Origin of the sequence: Undibacterium sp. Rencai35W (assembly GCF_049340185.1) — a bacterium.
Classification (GTDB): Bacteria; Pseudomonadota; Gammaproteobacteria; order Burkholderiales; family Burkholderiaceae_D; genus Undibacterium.
This window is the reverse complement of sequence record NZ_JBMPPC010000002.1, coordinates 661,160-676,853: the sequence shown is the minus strand read 5'-3', so window position 1 is coordinate 676,853 and position 15,694 is coordinate 661,160. Positions and strand designations below refer to the sequence as shown.

Genomic DNA, 15,694 nt, shown 5'->3' with positions numbered 1-15,694 from the left:
TGAGTGTAAGTCAGCTGCCCAGCGATGTAATGCCCGAGACTTCAGAATCGGCCTTATTTTATTCCGCTATTGACTGGTCGCATGGCTGGTATGCGCCGGTCCGTGCAACCGCGCTTGCCCTGCGAGCGTCAGGCGACTGGCGCCGCTATCTGAACGAGAGCGCGCAGATCAACCTCGTGCAGAATCATGGCCAACAACGGATTTCTTTTGTCGCACAAGAATGTCTGCCGGAGGGCGTCGCTTATGAAGCCTTCATCAGCGATACCGGGCAAGTGCCGACGCGTGAAAATTTGCACGACTTTTTTAATGCTTTGGTATGGCTGACTTTTCCAAAAATTAAACGACAATTAAATGCCATGCAAGCTGCTCAAATAGCTCTGCACGGCATTGGCAAGTCACGCGGTTCGGCTCGTGATGCGGCAACGATTTTTGATGAAAATGCTGCGTTGCTGGTGGTGGACAATAGCGTACAAGGTGACGCTCTAATCGCCGCATTGCGCAGGCATGAATGGCAACAGGCTTTCGTCCAGCAACGCGCCCTGTTCGGGCGGCAAGCCGAGGTCTGGACATTTGGGCATGCGCTGATGGAGAAGTTGGTGAATCCGTATAAAGCAATTACGGCACATACCTTTGTGGTCCGGGCGGATGCACAATTTTTTACGGCCAGCGATGAAGAAAAACGGCATTGGTTAGATCAAGAGGTCGCAACACGTTTAGGTGAAATCAGTTTAAGCACCGCGGATTACACGCCATTGCCCGTGCTAGGCATTCCTGGATGGTGGCAGAATCAGAGTCATGAGTTTTATGCAGATACACAGGTGTTTCGTGCAAAGAAACGTCCTTCATCAGAGGGACATTAAACAAAGGAGGGCGTATGCTAAGTCATCAACGAGTCTTTGAAAAAATAAACCAGCATTGGTTTTATCTGGTTGCGGTTGTAATGATTGCCGGCGAGTGGATCTTGGTGCGCACAGATAGCTGGCGTATGCCTTTATTGATTGAAGCCGGTGTTATCGGAGATCTGGCGATCATATTGCCGATACTTTATTTTGTCTGTTACCGGCAAAAAGGGAAGTCTGCTATTGTCCGCGCACTCGCGCTCAGTTGCAGCGCCATATGGGTTTGTGGCTATATTATTCCGCAGGCGCATCATCACTTATTGACGAGTTTATCCTGGCTGCGTTATCTGGGGATGGCCGCAGTGATCTTGTTTGAATTGCGCTTCATGATATTGCTTTATCGTAGCGTTTTCAAGTTGGACGAATCCGCAGAACAGATCGCTGCAAAGATAGTATCAGGCAACGATATGCCTCTTTGGCTGGCACGCCTGATCAGTTGGGAGGCGGCATTCTGGCGCAAGACATGGCAATTGCTGAAGCGGATGTCAGGATATTAGCCCAAAGAAAAAGGATAGCGACATCGCTATCCTTTTTCTTTGATCAGTCGTGCTGATCAAGACTAAACCGAACTAGGCGGCGCTGGCAGTTTGTAAGAGCTGAAATAAATGATCCTTCTGCACAACGCGTACTTTTTTCAGTTCTTCTAATGCTGCATCATTCAAATGATCGACGCCGTTTTCTGCACGATTCACGGCTTTGTCTGTTTCTGCATATTCATCAAACAATTTACTAAAATGTGCGTTGCTGAGTTTCAATGCATGGATCGTATCTTTGAATGCGGGAAATTCAGCCGACAGCGGATGGTGCTCTACTTGCATAATGACTCCTTCAGGGGGGGAGATGAAAATACCTCACATCTCCTCCAGCTTAAAGTGAGTAGCGTTGCCAGTGCTGATATAGATCAAACAGATCACATAGATCAAACAAAGACGTCAGCATAGTTTGCTGACGTCAACATGGCGATTATTGTTCCCGCACCCATACTTGTGAGCGACCGAATAGTGGTGTGCCGATATAGCCACGAACATTGAGTTTTTTATTGTTGTCGGTGACCGAGAGTTTGCTGCGATACAGTTTGCCATTTGCAGGATCGAGAATGCGGCCGCCGTTATATTCGTCCCCGTCTTTTTTCAAGCCAAACAAAATAGTCATGCCGATGATGGGCTGATTTTTATTCACGCCATCGCATTTATCGCATTTTGGATTCTGATCTTCTTCACCTTCGGGAAATAGCTTTTCGATTTTCCCTATCAGTTCGCCGCTATTTTCTGAAATGCGGATCAGTGCCTTGGGTTTGCCGGACTTGTCGTCGATATTCTTCCACAAACCGACGGGCGTATCCTGAGCGAATGCCATTGAGGTGATGCACAGCAGTAGCAGTGCGGCGATGCTTGTTTTTTTGTTCATATTGTCTCCGTCTTAGTTGGGCTAATTCCATTTCAGCATATTGAGTGTCTATGGATGACCGTAATGACACTCATGAAGCGGACATGGGAAAAAGTGATAAATTTCTGCGACTGATTGTACGTGGCAGTTTTTTTGTCATGTACTAAATAATTAGAGTGTCTACTTTAATGAAGGTAAAACACAACATCGTCTATTATCCGGAGCGTAAAAAAAGCAGCCCGAAGGCTGCTTTTCATGGGTGAATATCACATCATCACACCATCACATGATCAGAGTGTCACATAGAGCGAGCGTAATTATGCTGCCGGTAATTTGGCAAATTGCTCACGCATTTTTTCTAGTGTTGCGCTGAAGCCGGCGACACGTTCCTTCTCTTGTGCGACGACTTGTGCCGGAGCACGTGCGACGAAGCTCTCATTGCTGAGCTTGGCTTGTGCCTTGCTGATTTCTGTATCGAGTTTTGCGATCTCTTTACCCAGGCGCTCGCGTTCAGCCGCCACGTCAATCTCAACTTTTAACATCAGTTTGGCTGTGCCGACGATAGACACCGGCGCCGGTGATTCTGGCAGTGCGTCAAGGACCTGTACTTCCGAGAGCTTTGCCAGCGCTTGCAGATACGGTGCGAAGGATTGCAACTGCAATTTCTCTGCTGCGCTACCTGCCTGCAAAAGGAGAGGAACGCGCAGGGCGGGTGACAGCTGCATTTCACCGCGCAGGTTGCGGCACGCATCGGTCAGCGATTTGAGAGCGGTCATCCATTCTTCTGCGCCGATATGGATATTCGACGCATTCACCAAAGGATAAGGCTGACGCATGATGGAGTCGCCCGCCGGATCCAGATGCTTACCTGCCAGCGGGGCTACCGTCTGCCACAACGCTTCGGTCACAAAGGGAATTACCGGATGTGCCAGGCGTAAAATCGCTTCGAGTACACGCAATAAGGTACGACGGGTTGCGCGTTGCTGCGCCTCGCTGCCGTGTTGTACCTGTACCTTTGCGACTTCCAGATACCAGTCGCAATATTCGTCCCAGACAAACTTATAAATGGATGAAGCAATATTATCGAAGCGATAGTCACTGAACCCCTTTTCGATATCTGCTTCTGCATGTTGCAGCATCGAGATAATCCATTTGTCAGCTTGTGAATAATCGAGATCGGCGTCCGTCACTCCAGTACCAAAACCGCAGTCCTTGCCTTCGGTATTCATCAGCACGAAGCGGGTGGCGTTCCACAATTTATTGCAGAAATTACGATAACCTTCGCAACGGCCCAGATCGAAATTGATATTGCGACCGAGAGACGCGTAGCTTGCCATCGTGAAGCGCAAAGCATCGGTGCCGTAGGCTGGTACACCATCGGCAAATTCTTTGCGGGTAGCTTTTTCAATCGCAGTGGCTTGCTTGGGATTCATCAAGCCAATGGTGCGCTTGGCAACCAGATTGTCGACACTGATGCCGTCGATCAGGTCGATAGGATCTAGCGTATTCCCTTTGGATTTAGACATTTTCTGACCACTGGAATCGCGTACCAGTCCATGTACATAGACGGTATGGAACGGTACCTTGCCAGTGAAGTGCGCGGTCATCATGACCATGCGCGCCACCCAGAAGAAAATGATATCGAAGCCGGTGACTAAAACGGATGAAGGCAAGAACATTTGCATGTCCTTAGTTTCTTCCGGCCAGCCCATCGTCGAAAACGGAACAAGGGCAGATGAGAACCAGGTGTCGAGTACATCGTCGTCACGCTTCAGTGTACCGGTATAGTGTGCTTCAGCGGCTTTTGCTATTGCTTCTTCCTCATTGCGGGCGACGAAAATTTCACCATTGTCACCGTACCATGCCGGGATCTGATGGCCCCACCAGAGCTGGCGTGAGATGCACCAGTCCTGGATATTGTTCAGCCATTGGTTATAAGTCGTATTCCAGTTTTCTGGTACGAATTTGATTTCGCCGCTGGCGACTTTTTCCAGCGCGACTTCGGCGATAGATTTACCTGGAAAGTGAGTGCCTTCCGGTGCGGGTTTGCTCATCGCCATGAACCACTGATCCGTCAGCATCGGTTCAATCACGACGTTCGTGCGGTCACCGCGCGGTACCATGAGTTTGTGCGGTTTGACGGATTCGAGTAAGCCTTGCGCGTCGAGATCGGCAATGATTTGTTTGCGGGCGATGAAGCGATCCATGCCTTGGTAGGCTGCGGAACCGTTTTCGTTGATCTTTGCATCGAGGGTCAAGATGCTGATCATGTCCAGCTTGTGGCGCTGACCGACTGCATAATCGTTGAAGTCATGCGCTGGCGTGATCTTGACGCAGCCAGTACCAAATTCTTTGTCTACATAACTGTCGGCGATGACAGGAATTTGTCTGTCAGTCAGCGGCAATTTCAACATCTTGCCAACCAGATGGATGTAGCGCTCGTCGGTAGGGTCGACGGCAACGGCGACGTCACCCAGCAAGGTTTCAGGGCGTGTGGTTGCGACCGTCAGGTGACCGCTGCCATCCGCAAACGGATAGCGGATGTGCCACATCGAGCCATCTTCCTCTTCCGATACTACTTCCAGGTCTGACACCGCGGTACCGAGTACAGGATCCCAGTTCACCAGGCGCTTACCGCGATAGATCAGGCCTTGCTCTACCAGGCGGACGAATACTTCGGTGACGACTTTGGAGCGTGGTGCATCCATCGTAAAGTATTCACGATCCCAGTCAGCCGATGCACCCATGCGACGCATCTGACCGGTAATCGTTGATCCGGATTTTTCTTTCCACTCCCAGACTTTTTCTAGAAATTTTTCACGACCCAAATCATGACGGGATATTTTTTGTGCATCGAGCTGGCGTTCCACCACAATTTGGGTAGCAATGCCAGCGTGATCGGTACCCGGGATCCAGGCGGTATTGTGGCCACGCATACGGTAGTAGCGGGTTAATCCATCCATAATCGTTTGGTTGAACGCATGTCCCATATGCAAGGTGCCAGTCACATTCGGCGGCGGCAGTTGTATGCTGAACGATGGTTTGCTGGCATCGGTACTGGCCGTGAAATATCCACGTTTTTCCCACTCCGTACGCCAGAATGCTTCGATTTCGGCGGGCTCAAATGACTTGGCTAATTCCATGATTGGTATCTAGTTGGTTTGCTTAAACAATGATTATAAATGACGAGCGCACTCAGCTCGAGTTTCACGATGAAAATTGCTACACAGATCAAGTGCCCCTAAAGTGCCTCTATCGTGCTTCGTGTGCTCGTAAAGAGATGTCGTTATTATGAAAAATAGCGTAAAAAAGCATCAATTACGTTTAGTTAAAATGCTAGGATATAGCCCGAATGAAACATAACGGGGAGTTTGTCCCGGATTTGTTTTTGTCGCGTCTCAATTCAACGCCGCAAGCCTTCTGAACGAATAGACATGGTCGGAAATGCAATGATCCGTATCTGCTTGACCGCTTTGGTGTTTGGCCTCTCTCTGGCCGGGCTTAGTCACGCCGGTGAAAAAGAGGACATGGAACAAATCGATAAGATGCAGGCGTTTGGTGATATCGATAATGCTGCGGCGCTAAAGCAATTCCAGGAATTCGAAGCAAATTTGCCGTCAGATGCAACTTATCAGGTTAAGTTGCGCACATTGAAGACCATGATCGGTCTCTTATACGATGCCGGTAAAGCCAAGCAGGCTGAGAAAGAGAACGCCGCCTTGCTGGCGCTGGCAACCAGGCAAGGGGATAAAGATTCGATTGCCTTTGCCCAGATCGGCGAAGCCTTGCAGGCTCTGGATGCAGGACACCCTGAGCAAAGTATTGCAACACTGACTGAAATCCAAGCCAGAACAAAGAATAGTAACGACCCAGAACTAAGGATACGCATACAAAACGCGTTCGCGGCAGTGTATGCGTCCACCGCGCGTTTCGAGTTGGCTCTGTCGCATTATCTTGAAGCGCTGAAACTGACCGAGCTACAACCGCGGCGGCAGATTCAATCTAAATTATATCGGCTCAATTCCATCGCGAATCTGTATAACGCGATGAAAAATCCCGAGAAAGCGTTGGCCACAGTGGACGAGGCTTTGAAGCTGTCTCCGGTGGCGAGTGAGCCCAAAACACTGTCTTCATTAAGAATCGCGCAAGGCGTCGCGTTTGCTCAGCTTGGACGCAACAAAGATGCTCTGCAGGCATATGAGCGTGCTCTGGCAATCGGTCGTGAGGCTTCTCTCGCCAGTATTGAGGTGACGGCATTGGGAAATATCGCAGATCAATATCTGGTTATGCAAAATTTTGTTGAGGCTGAGCGCACCTCAAAGCTCGCCTATGCCAAATCGGTGGAAATGGATGATGACTACTCCAAAGCCTTCGCTACGGTCAACTGGGGGTTTGCTCTGGGCGGCCAGGGCAAAATCGCGCAAGGGGCTGAGAAGGTCAATACGGTTATCGCGTATTTTGAAAAAATTGAGGCGAGAGCTGATCTCGAAGGCGTACTTGATGAGCTTGGGCGCATGTATGAAAAAGCGGGCATGTATAAAGAGGCGCTCAGCGTCGTCCGCAGACAACAGGTACTGAGTAACGAGTTGTTCCGCTCGGATGGTGCTAAGGCAGTCGCCACGTTGCAAGAAACCTTCAACGCCGATCAACGGCAAAAACAAATTGAATTACTCGCCCGCGAAAATCAGTTAAAGGACGCGGACATTAAAAATCGCCGCCTGCAGCAAATTATTACTTTGCTTGCTGCCGTGGTGACTATCATGGCAGGCATATTTATTTTCCTCTTATACAGACGGGTACGAAGAGCGAATGAAAAATTGCTCGAAGCGAATCAGCAGCTAGAATTTCACGCCGTGCGCGATCCACTGACCGGCCTATACAACCGCCGTTCATTCGTCGATCTGATGCGAACCCGCATGATCAGTGCAGAAAAAGACCGGCGTGGCGATGACAGCAGTAATCCCGATTGTCTGATATTGATGGATATCGATCACTTCAAGCAAATTAATGATACCTGGGGACATGCGGTTGGTGACAGTGTCTTAATGGAGGTGGCGCACCGCCTCAAAAAAGCCGTGCGTGATACCGACATGGTATTGCGTTGGGGTGGCGAGGAGTTTTTAATTTATTCACCGAAATCGCACCCCAGCCAACTCACCCGGCTGGTCGAGCGTGTGTTGTTTGCGATTGGCGAACAGAATATTCAGGTAGGGGACATATCGGTGCCGGTCACGGTCACCGCCGGGTTTATCTCGCTGCCGTTTTCCGGTATTCCGGAAGAGGTATGTAATTGGGAAAAAGCCATGCAGATGGCTGACATGGCCTTATATCTCGGCAAGGCACATGGCCGCAACCGCGCCTATGGGTTAGCGAAATTGCTGGTACCGCAAGAGCAGGCAATGAAAGTGCTGGACCACGATTTGTCCGCCGCTTTAACAGAGGGTATGGTTGAGTTGATCGAAGTTGTTGGCCCCGTTAAGGCTAAAGAAAACGGAGAAACGGAAAACGTAGCTGACTAAGTCATTAAAAGGCCGCTCAATAAGCTGCATCAAAAACATGCGGACTTTTAAAGCGAACACGCTATATAATGCAGCCCATTGTGAACTTATTAGTAGCTGGTCAGAAGTAAGGAATGATCCAGACTAGCTCAATATAGCCAATGCTGCATCCGCTCTGCATCCGCTCTGCATCCGCTTTTGGCCATGGATGAATGTCTCACATAAAGAATGTAGTGATTGCAAAACTGATTGTAATAAGCGATCGATGAAGTAAGAACGTAAGTAAGAACTGCTAGGGGTCCTGACAGCAATAGCCGCTGTCGGGTGAGAAATACCCTCGAACCTGATCTGGATAATGCCAGCGAAGGGAAGCAAAATCGTACCGCAACACCCGTGCGCGTACCTCAAGCCTCCCAAGCTGCCATCAATAATGTGCACGTTAATGGGAGCAAAATGAACGCCAATCCACAATTTCTGTCCGCTACCGCGACAGTCGACCAGGCTGCAATACAGCCTTTGCCTAACTCACGCAAAATTTACATCCAGGGAAGTCGCCCCGACATCCGTGTACCGATGCGTGAAATCAGTCAATCCGATACGCCGGCCATGTTCGGCTCGGAAAAAAATCCCCCGATTTATGTCTACGACACCTCTGGTCCTTACACCGATCCTGCTGTCAATATTGATATTCGTTCAGGCTTGGCATCGGTCCGCGGCGCTTGGATCGCTGAGCGTAATGACACTGAAGAGTTATCTGGACCATCGTCAGAGTACGGTATCGAAAGATTGAATGATCCCAAGCTGGCGGAGCTGCGTTTTAATCTTAAACGCAAGCCGCGGCGCGCTCTGTCCGGTAAAAATGTCAGCCAGATGCATTACGCAAGACAGGGCATTATCACGCCTGAGATGGAGTACATCGCGATCCGCGAAAACCTGCAACGTCAAGAGTATCTGGCCAAGCTGAAAGCCTCCGGACCGATGGGCAACAAGCTGGCTGATCTGATGGGACGTCAGCATCCGGGTCAATCTTTTGGTGCATCGATTCCCGACGACATTACCGCAGAATTCGTACGCTCAGAGATTGCTCGTGGCCGTGCGATTATTCCTGCCAATATCAATCATCCTGAGGTTGAGCCGATGATTATCGGCCGTAACTTTCTGGTCAAAATTAATGCCAACATCGGCAACTCTGCCGTGACATCCAGCATCGGCGAAGAAGTCGAAAAAATGACCTGGGCAATTCGCTGGGGTGGCGATAACGTCATGGATCTGTCGACGGGAAAACACATACATGAAACGCGCGAGTGGATCATCCGCAATTCGCCTGTGCCGATTGGTACTGTGCCCATTTATCAGGCGCTGGAAAAAGTCAACGGCAAGGCCGAAGACCTGACCTGGGAGATTTTCCGCGATACGCTGATCGAGCAGGCGGAGCAGGGTGTCGATTATTTCACTATCCATGCAGGCGTGCGTTTGCAATATGTCCCGATGACGGCAAAACGTATGACAGGCATCGTGTCACGCGGTGGTTCCATCATGGCGAAATGGTGTCTCGCACATCATAAAGAAAGTTTTTTGTACGAGCATTTTGAAGATATCTGCGAGATCATGAAAGCCTATGATGTCTCGTTTAGTCTCGGCGACGGCTTGCGTCCCGGATCGATTTACGACGCCAATGACGAGGCGCAATTAGGTGAATTAAAAACACTTGGCGAACTCACGCAAATCGCCTGGAAACATGATGTGCAGGTCATGATCGAAGGTCCGGGTCACGTACCTATGCACCTGATCAAGGAAAACATGGATCTGCAACTGGAGCAATGCCATGAAGCACCGTTCTATACACTCGGACCACTGACGACCGATATCGCTCCAGGTTACGACCACATTACCTCTGGCATCGGTGCTGCGCAAATTGGCTGGTATGGCACCGCGATGCTATGTTACGTCACACCGAAAGAACATCTGGGTTTGCCGAATAAAGTCGACGTCAAAGACGGCATCATTACGTACAAAATTGCCGCGCATGCGGCCGATCTGGCGAAGGGACATCCTGGTGCGCAAATCCGTGACAACGCCTTGTCGAAAGCGCGTTTTGAATTCCGTTGGGAAGACCAATTCAATATCGGTCTTGATCCGGATAAGGCGCGTGAATTTCATGATGAGACTTTGCCAAAAGATTCGGCAAAAGTCGCCCATTTCTGTTCGATGTGCGGACCACATTTTTGTTCGATGAAAATCACGCAAGAGGTGCGCGACTATGCAGCGAATCAGGGGATCAGTGAAATACAGGCATTAAAGCAAGGCATGGAGGTGAAGGCGATTGAGTTTGTTAAATCCGGTGCCGAGATCTATCGCAAGCAATAAGCCATTGTCATGACTGAGATCATATTGAATGGTGAGAATTATCAGCTAGGTCAGGAGAGAAGCCTGGCTGAGCTGATCGCTACACTGAACTTGTCGGGGCAGACAATTGCCGTTGCTGTAAATCGCCAGATTATCGCGCGCGCCCAATGGATTGACTATTGCTTGCAGGCGCAAGACCGGGTCGATGTCGTACGCGCGATCGGTGGCGGATGAAGCAGTAGGGTGCGTCTTGCGTACCATCGTATTCACCTGCATTGGTGCGCATGGCGCACCTTACATAAAAGGATTTTTATGCAAACAGAAAATATCTCCGGCCTGACTATCGCGGGTAAAACCTATCGCTCGCGATTGCTGGTTGGCAGCGGTAAATACAAGGATCTCGAGCAGACGCGTCTGGCTACCGAGGCCAGTGGTGCCGAGATTATTACAGTTGCCATTCGCCGGGTGAACATTGGACAGGATCCTCATGCGCCGAGTTTGCTGGATGCAGTACCGCCAAGCCTATACACCATTCTGCCGAATTCTGCGGGATGCTATAACGCTGAAGATGCGGTCTACACGCTGCAACTGGGACGTGAATTATTGGGCGGACATCAGCTCTGTAAACTGGAAGTGCTGGGCGATGAGAAGACCTTATTTCCGAATATGCCAGAAACCTTAAAGGCAGCGAAAACGTTGGTGAACGACGGTTTTGATGTCATGGTGTATTGCAGCGACGATCCGATTCAGGCACGCATGCTGGAAGACATCGGTTGCGTCGCGATCATGCCGCTGGCCTCACTGATCGGTTCTGGCATGGGCATACTGAACCCTTGGAATCTGTCGCTGATTATCGAGCAATCGACAGTGCCGGTACTGGTTGATGCCGGGGTCGGTACAGCGTCCGATGCGGCGATTGCGATGGAGCTTGGTTGCGACGGTGTGCTGATGAATACCGCTATCGCCGGTGCGCATGATCCGCTGCGCATGGCGAGAGCGATGGGTCTGGCAGTAGAGGCTGGTCGCGAAGCTTTTTTAGCCGGACGTATCGCTCGTAAATTCGCTGCTTCACCTTCATCCCCGATGGCAGGACGGATCACCTGATGAGTCTGGTAGCGCAGCGTCCTTGTGTGCTGGTATTTGCCGGTCACGACCCTAGCGGTGGGGCCGGGATTCAGGCTGATATTGAGGCAATCGCCGGACAGGGCGCTCATCCTCTGGTGGTCATTACGGCGCTGACGGTGCAAGACAATGATCGCGTCTACGCAGTACATCCGGTTGATGCTGGACTGATTGTCCGGCAGGCAGAAGCGCTGATGAGCAAGATGGCAATCGCCGCAATTAAAATCGGTATTGTCGGGAGCCGCGACAATGCGGAGGCGATTGCGCGTTGTGTGCAGCAATCTCTGTCAATCAATCCGGCAATGCCCGTGGTGCTTGATACCGTGCTGGGCAGCGGCCACGGTGATGCGCTGGGGCGTGATGACGCGGTGGCATCGCTGCATTCTTTATTAACACTCGCGACGCTGATCACGCCGAACCTGCCCGAGGCGCAGCGGCTATCTCCGGAAAATGGGAGCCAACGGAATCAGTTGGAAAATCAAGCTCGTCAAGCTAATCATGGCCTGCAAGATCGCCATCGCTGGGCGCAGGCCTTGCTCCAGCATCGTTGTACGGATGTGTTGATTAAAGGCGGACATGCGGATGGCGAGCCGGATGCGGGTTATGTCCGTAATAGCTGGTTCACGCGGCAATCTTTGCATGAGTGGCAATGGCCGAAATTGGCTGGTGAATTTCACGGCAGCGGCTGCACGCTGGCGGCGGCGATTGCGGGGCAGCTTGCCTCTGGCAAGACGATGTCTGAAAGTTTGCAGCGCGCTCAGGAATTTACTCAACGCAGTTTGGAGAATGCCTATGCCATCGCGACAGGGCAGCAGATACCGCAAAGGGTTGCGACGAACTTATTTCTTGGGTCGTGAGGGATAAGGGCTGTGAGAATGCAGTGTACTTGCCGCTCTTCTCATCGCCGCTCAAATAAAAAATCTGGATTCAAAACGATTCAAAACGATTCAAAACGATTCAAAACGATTCAAAACGATTCAAAACGATTCAAAACGATTCAAAACGATTCAAAACGATTCAACACCCTTCAACACCAATTCTGAGAGAAAACATAATGCGTGCCTTGGCTGGTTTATATATTGTGACGCCCGATTGGGATGATACGGATCGTTTGCTCGATGTGACGGAACAGGCTTTATTTGGCGGCGCGAATATCGTGCAATACCGGCATAAAACTGCCAGTTCTAGTTTGCGCAGACAGCAAGCGCGTGCCTTGCTCGATCTGTGCCGCGTCCATGATAAGCCGTTGATTATCAACGATCATGTGGATTTATGCGTGGCCTTGGGCGCAGATGGTATTCATGTCGGCGGCACTGACGCGTCGGTTGCCGAGATTCGTGCTGCTCTGGGTGAGGACATGATAGTCGGTGCTTCTTGTTACGGCGATCTGAGTCTGGCACAGTGCGCGCAGCAAGAGGGGGCGAGCTATGTTGCGTTTGGCGGATTTTATCCATCAAGGGTAAAGAAATATGCGGTCACTACACCGCACGACATCATTCATCACGCCAAAGTGCAGATCGATTTGCCCAATGTTGTGATCGGCGGCATGACTGTCGAGTATGCGCGTCCCTTGGTCAAGGCTGGAGCGGATATGGTGGCAGTCATTAGCAGCATTTATCTGGCGGATAATCCACGTCTAGCGGCGCAACAGTTTGTTCGCTTGTTTTCAGAATGAAATAATATACTCCCCAATAGTATATTTTTATACACTAATAGAATCTGGCGGAAAAACATAGTTTTTTTAAAAAAGTAGGGGAGTATCGCTATTGTGCAGCTTCGCCGTTATTTACAATTGACGCTATAACGAGGACTGAGCACTCTCCTTTGTACTGAATCTGATGTTCATCTGTGATGGTGTAGTCGTGATTTAGAAAAGGAATCAGACGCTGCACTCCCGTATAATCGTGGGATGCAAAATCTCCTCCATAATTTGAATCCAGAGCAGCTCGCCGCTGTCACCTTACCCTCTCAGTCCGCCCTGATTCTGGCCGGCGCCGGTTCCGGTAAAACCCGTGTCTTGACGACGCGTATTGCCTGGCTGATCCAGACTGGTCAAGTGTCGCCGCATGGCATTCTGGCTGTGACATTCACGAATAAAGCCGCGAAAGAAATGTTGACGCGCCTGTCGTCCATGATGCCGATCAATACGCGCGGTTTGTGGATCGGTACCTTTCATGGGCTGTGCAACCGTTTGTTGCGTGCGCATTATCGCGATGCAGGTTTGCCGCAGACGTTTCAGATCCTCGATTCCTCAGATCAGCTTTCGTTCATCAAGCGCTTGCTCAAAGCGAATAATGTCGATGACGAAAAATTCCCGCCGCGCACTTTGATGTACTTCATCAATAGTGCGAAGGATCAGGGGCTGCGCGCGCATGAGGTCGACGCCTATGATGATTTCAATCGTCGCATGGTTGAGCTGTATTCCCTATATGACGCGCAATGCCAGCGCGAGGGTGTTGTGGATTTTGCCGAATTGTTGTTGCGCACGTTTGAGCTGCTGAGCCGCAACCAGCCCTTGCGCGAACATTATCAGGCGCGCTTCCGCCATATTCTGGTTGATGAGTTTCAGGACACCAATGACCTGCAATATAAATGGCTGAAGCTGATGTCCGGTCAGGGCACAGTCAATGCTAGTGCGGTCTTCGCCGTGGGTGACGATGATCAGAGTATCTATGCATTTCGCGGAGCGAATGTCGGCAATATGTCGGCGTTTGAGCAAGAATTTAAAGTGCAGAATCTGATTAAGCTTGAGCAGAATTATCGCTCGCATGGTCATATTCTGGATACGGCAAATACCCTGATCGCCAACAATAGCAAGCGTCTCGGTAAGAACCTCCGTACCGATGCCGGACATGGTGAGCCTGTGCGGATCTTTGAAGCGAGCAGCGATATTCAGGAAGCACAGTGGATCATTGAAGAGGCAAAAAATCTGATACGTGACGGTGCGATGCGTAGCGAAATCGCGATTCTGTACCGCTCTAATGCTCAGTCACGTGTGATCGAGCATGCTCTGTTCAGTGCAGGTTTGCCTTACCGTGTCTATGGTGGTCAGCGTTTTTTTGAGCGCGCCGAGATCAAGCATGCGATTGCTTATTTGCAGTTGATGGACAACCCTCATAATGATTCTGCGTTTTTGCGCGTCGTGAATTTTCCCGCCCGTGGCATCGGTGCCCGCTCACTGGAACAATTGCAGGATGCGGCTAAACAGTATGGAATTTCGCTCTATGCCGCCGTGCCCTATGTCGCAGGTAAGGCGGGCACTTCACTGGGTAATTTTGTGAAAATGATTGAGTCAGCGCGCTTTGAAACACAGCGCCTGCCTTTGCCGGAAATGGTACAAATTGTGCTCGATCTCAGTACCCTCATCACGCACTATCAGAACGAAAAAGAAGGCGCAGATCGTATCGAAAATCTGGAGCAGCTGGTCAGTGCAGCGACCTTGTTTATTTCGGAAGAAGGTTTCGGCCATGATGCGCCAGCGTTGCTTGGCCCGCAATCACAGGCGACAGCGAATGTAATTACGCTGGCAAACGGCGTCGAGATTATCGATGCCGATGCCGCGATGGCTACGGTGATGTCGCCACTGTCAGCGTTCTTGTCCCACGCCTCTCTTGAGGCCGGTGATAATCAGGCGCAAGCCGGGCAGGATGCAATGCAATTGATGACGGTGCACTCTGCCAAAGGACTCGAATTCGATAATGTATTTATCACGGGTTTAGAAGAAGGTTTATTCCCGCATGAGAACAGCGCGAAGGAAGAAAGTGGCGTAGAGGAAGAGCGTCGTTTGATGTACGTAGCGATCACGCGTGCGCGGAAACGCTTGTATGTGACCTTCTCGCAAACACGCATGCTGCATGGCCAAACGCGCTACAACTTGCGCTCACGCTTTTTTGATGAGATGCCGGAAGAGTCCCTGAAATGGTTGTCGCCAAAAATTCAGGCATCCTGGTTTGGCAATAAAAAATCGGCATGGGATGAGGATCCGACCGATCAGGCCAATCGTATTGCACAAAGTTTTCAAGGTACACAAGCGTCTTCGGGCAAGCCTGGCTGGCGCATAGGCGAGTCAGTGAAGCACGCGAAGTTTGGTGAAGGCGTGATTGTGAATATCGAAGGCAGCGGCACTAATAGCCGGGCGCATATTAATTTTGGCCGCGAGGGAATGAAGTTGCTGGATCTGAGTATTGCGAAGCTGGAAAAAATGTAAGGCAGAGATTTTTGAAGCGAGATTGACGCAAAAAACTAGCGCTGCGGTACTGGTACGAGTGAGACTCTCTTTTCTATGGGTTCGTGTGGCGGTATATCGCTATGTCGTTCGTGCAGCATCCATGCAGCATCGTATCTCGGTTCAAATGCGTTGAGAAAAATTCAAAAAGTGAATCCGCAATGTAGTTGCGCCTTCTAGCCTGAAATGCCTCTGAAAGCCGCGTCCCTGTTGCGGAT

General features: G+C 50.5%; 12 protein-coding genes and 1 riboswitch. Of the genes, 9 read left to right on the top strand and 3 right to left on the bottom strand.

What is annotated here, in order from left to right:
* Positions 1-29 precede the first annotated feature (29 nt).
* Together ACO0K3_RS06960 and ACO0K3_RS06955 are read left to right on the top strand one after the other, a co-directional pair.
* On the top strand, positions 30-860 hold the full coding sequence (locus ACO0K3_RS06960) for a DUF3025 domain-containing protein (RefSeq protein WP_422983134.1): 831 nt from the start codon (positions 30-32) through the stop codon (positions 858-860).
* Positions 861-874: 14 nt separating this feature from the next.
* Positions 875-1,396: a hypothetical protein gene (locus tag ACO0K3_RS06955; RefSeq protein ID WP_422983132.1), complete on the top strand. Its 522-nt coding sequence runs from the start codon at positions 875-877 to the stop codon at positions 1,394-1,396.
* A gap of 72 nt (positions 1,397-1,468) precedes the next feature.
* On the opposite strand, the gene ACO0K3_RS06950 is transcribed toward ACO0K3_RS06955, so the two are convergent.
* The 3 genes from ACO0K3_RS06950 to ACO0K3_RS06940 form a co-directional block, all read right to left on the bottom strand.
* Positions 1,469-1,717, bottom strand: coding sequence for a YdcH family protein (locus ACO0K3_RS06950; protein WP_422983130.1), 249 nt, complete (start codon positions 1,715-1,717; stop codon positions 1,469-1,471).
* Positions 1,718-1,862: 145 nt separating this feature from the next.
* Positions 1,863-2,306: a DUF2147 domain-containing protein gene (locus ACO0K3_RS06945; protein ID WP_422983128.1), complete on the bottom strand. Its 444-nt coding sequence runs from the start codon at positions 2,304-2,306 to the stop codon at positions 1,863-1,865.
* A 296-nt stretch (positions 2,307-2,602) separates the two neighbouring features.
* Positions 2,603-5,428 carry a valine--tRNA ligase gene (locus ACO0K3_RS06940; RefSeq protein ID WP_422983126.1) on the bottom strand — a complete coding sequence of 942 codons (2,826 nt, stop codon included), beginning with the start codon at positions 5,426-5,428 and terminating at the stop codon, positions 2,603-2,605.
* A gap of 306 nt (positions 5,429-5,734) precedes the next feature.
* Between ACO0K3_RS06940 and ACO0K3_RS06935 the strand changes: the two genes are divergently transcribed.
* The 7 genes from ACO0K3_RS06935 (at position 5,735) to ACO0K3_RS06905 (ending at position 15,458) form a co-directional block, all read left to right on the top strand.
* Complete coding sequence (locus tag ACO0K3_RS06935; protein ID WP_422983124.1) at positions 5,735-7,804, top strand: diguanylate cyclase; 2,070 nt, start codon at positions 5,735-5,737, stop codon at positions 7,802-7,804.
* 263 nt (positions 7,805-8,067) lie between these two features.
* Positions 8,068-8,170: riboswitch (TPP riboswitch) on the top strand.
* Positions 8,171-8,236: 66 nt separating this feature from the next.
* Positions 8,237-10,150, top strand: coding sequence for a phosphomethylpyrimidine synthase ThiC (gene thiC / locus ACO0K3_RS06930; RefSeq protein WP_422983122.1), 1,914 nt, complete (start codon positions 8,237-8,239; stop codon positions 10,148-10,150).
* Between the two features lie 9 nt (positions 10,151-10,159).
* Entirely contained in the window at positions 10,160-10,363 is a 204-nt protein-coding gene (gene thiS, locus ACO0K3_RS06925; protein ID WP_422983120.1) for a sulfur carrier protein ThiS, read from the top strand.
* Positions 10,364-10,441: 78 nt separating this feature from the next.
* Positions 10,442-11,233, top strand: coding sequence for a thiazole synthase (locus tag ACO0K3_RS06920; RefSeq protein ID WP_422983118.1), 792 nt, complete (start codon positions 10,442-10,444; stop codon positions 11,231-11,233).
* A complete protein-coding gene (gene thiD, locus ACO0K3_RS06915) occupies positions 11,233-12,108 on the top strand; it encodes a bifunctional hydroxymethylpyrimidine kinase/phosphomethylpyrimidine kinase (protein WP_422983116.1) in 876 nt (291 codons plus the stop codon). Before ACO0K3_RS06920 ends, thiD begins: the two co-directional genes overlap by 1 nt.
* Positions 12,109-12,314: 206 nt before the next feature.
* Positions 12,315-12,926 (top strand): thiamine phosphate synthase, encoded by a 612-nt coding sequence (thiE, locus tag ACO0K3_RS06910; RefSeq protein WP_422983197.1) that lies wholly within the window; start codon positions 12,315-12,317, stop codon positions 12,924-12,926.
* Between the two features lie 234 nt (positions 12,927-13,160).
* A complete protein-coding gene (locus ACO0K3_RS06905; protein WP_422983114.1) occupies positions 13,161-15,458 on the top strand; it encodes a UvrD-helicase domain-containing protein in 2,298 nt (765 codons plus the stop codon).
* Positions 15,459-15,694: the final 236 nt, after the last annotated feature.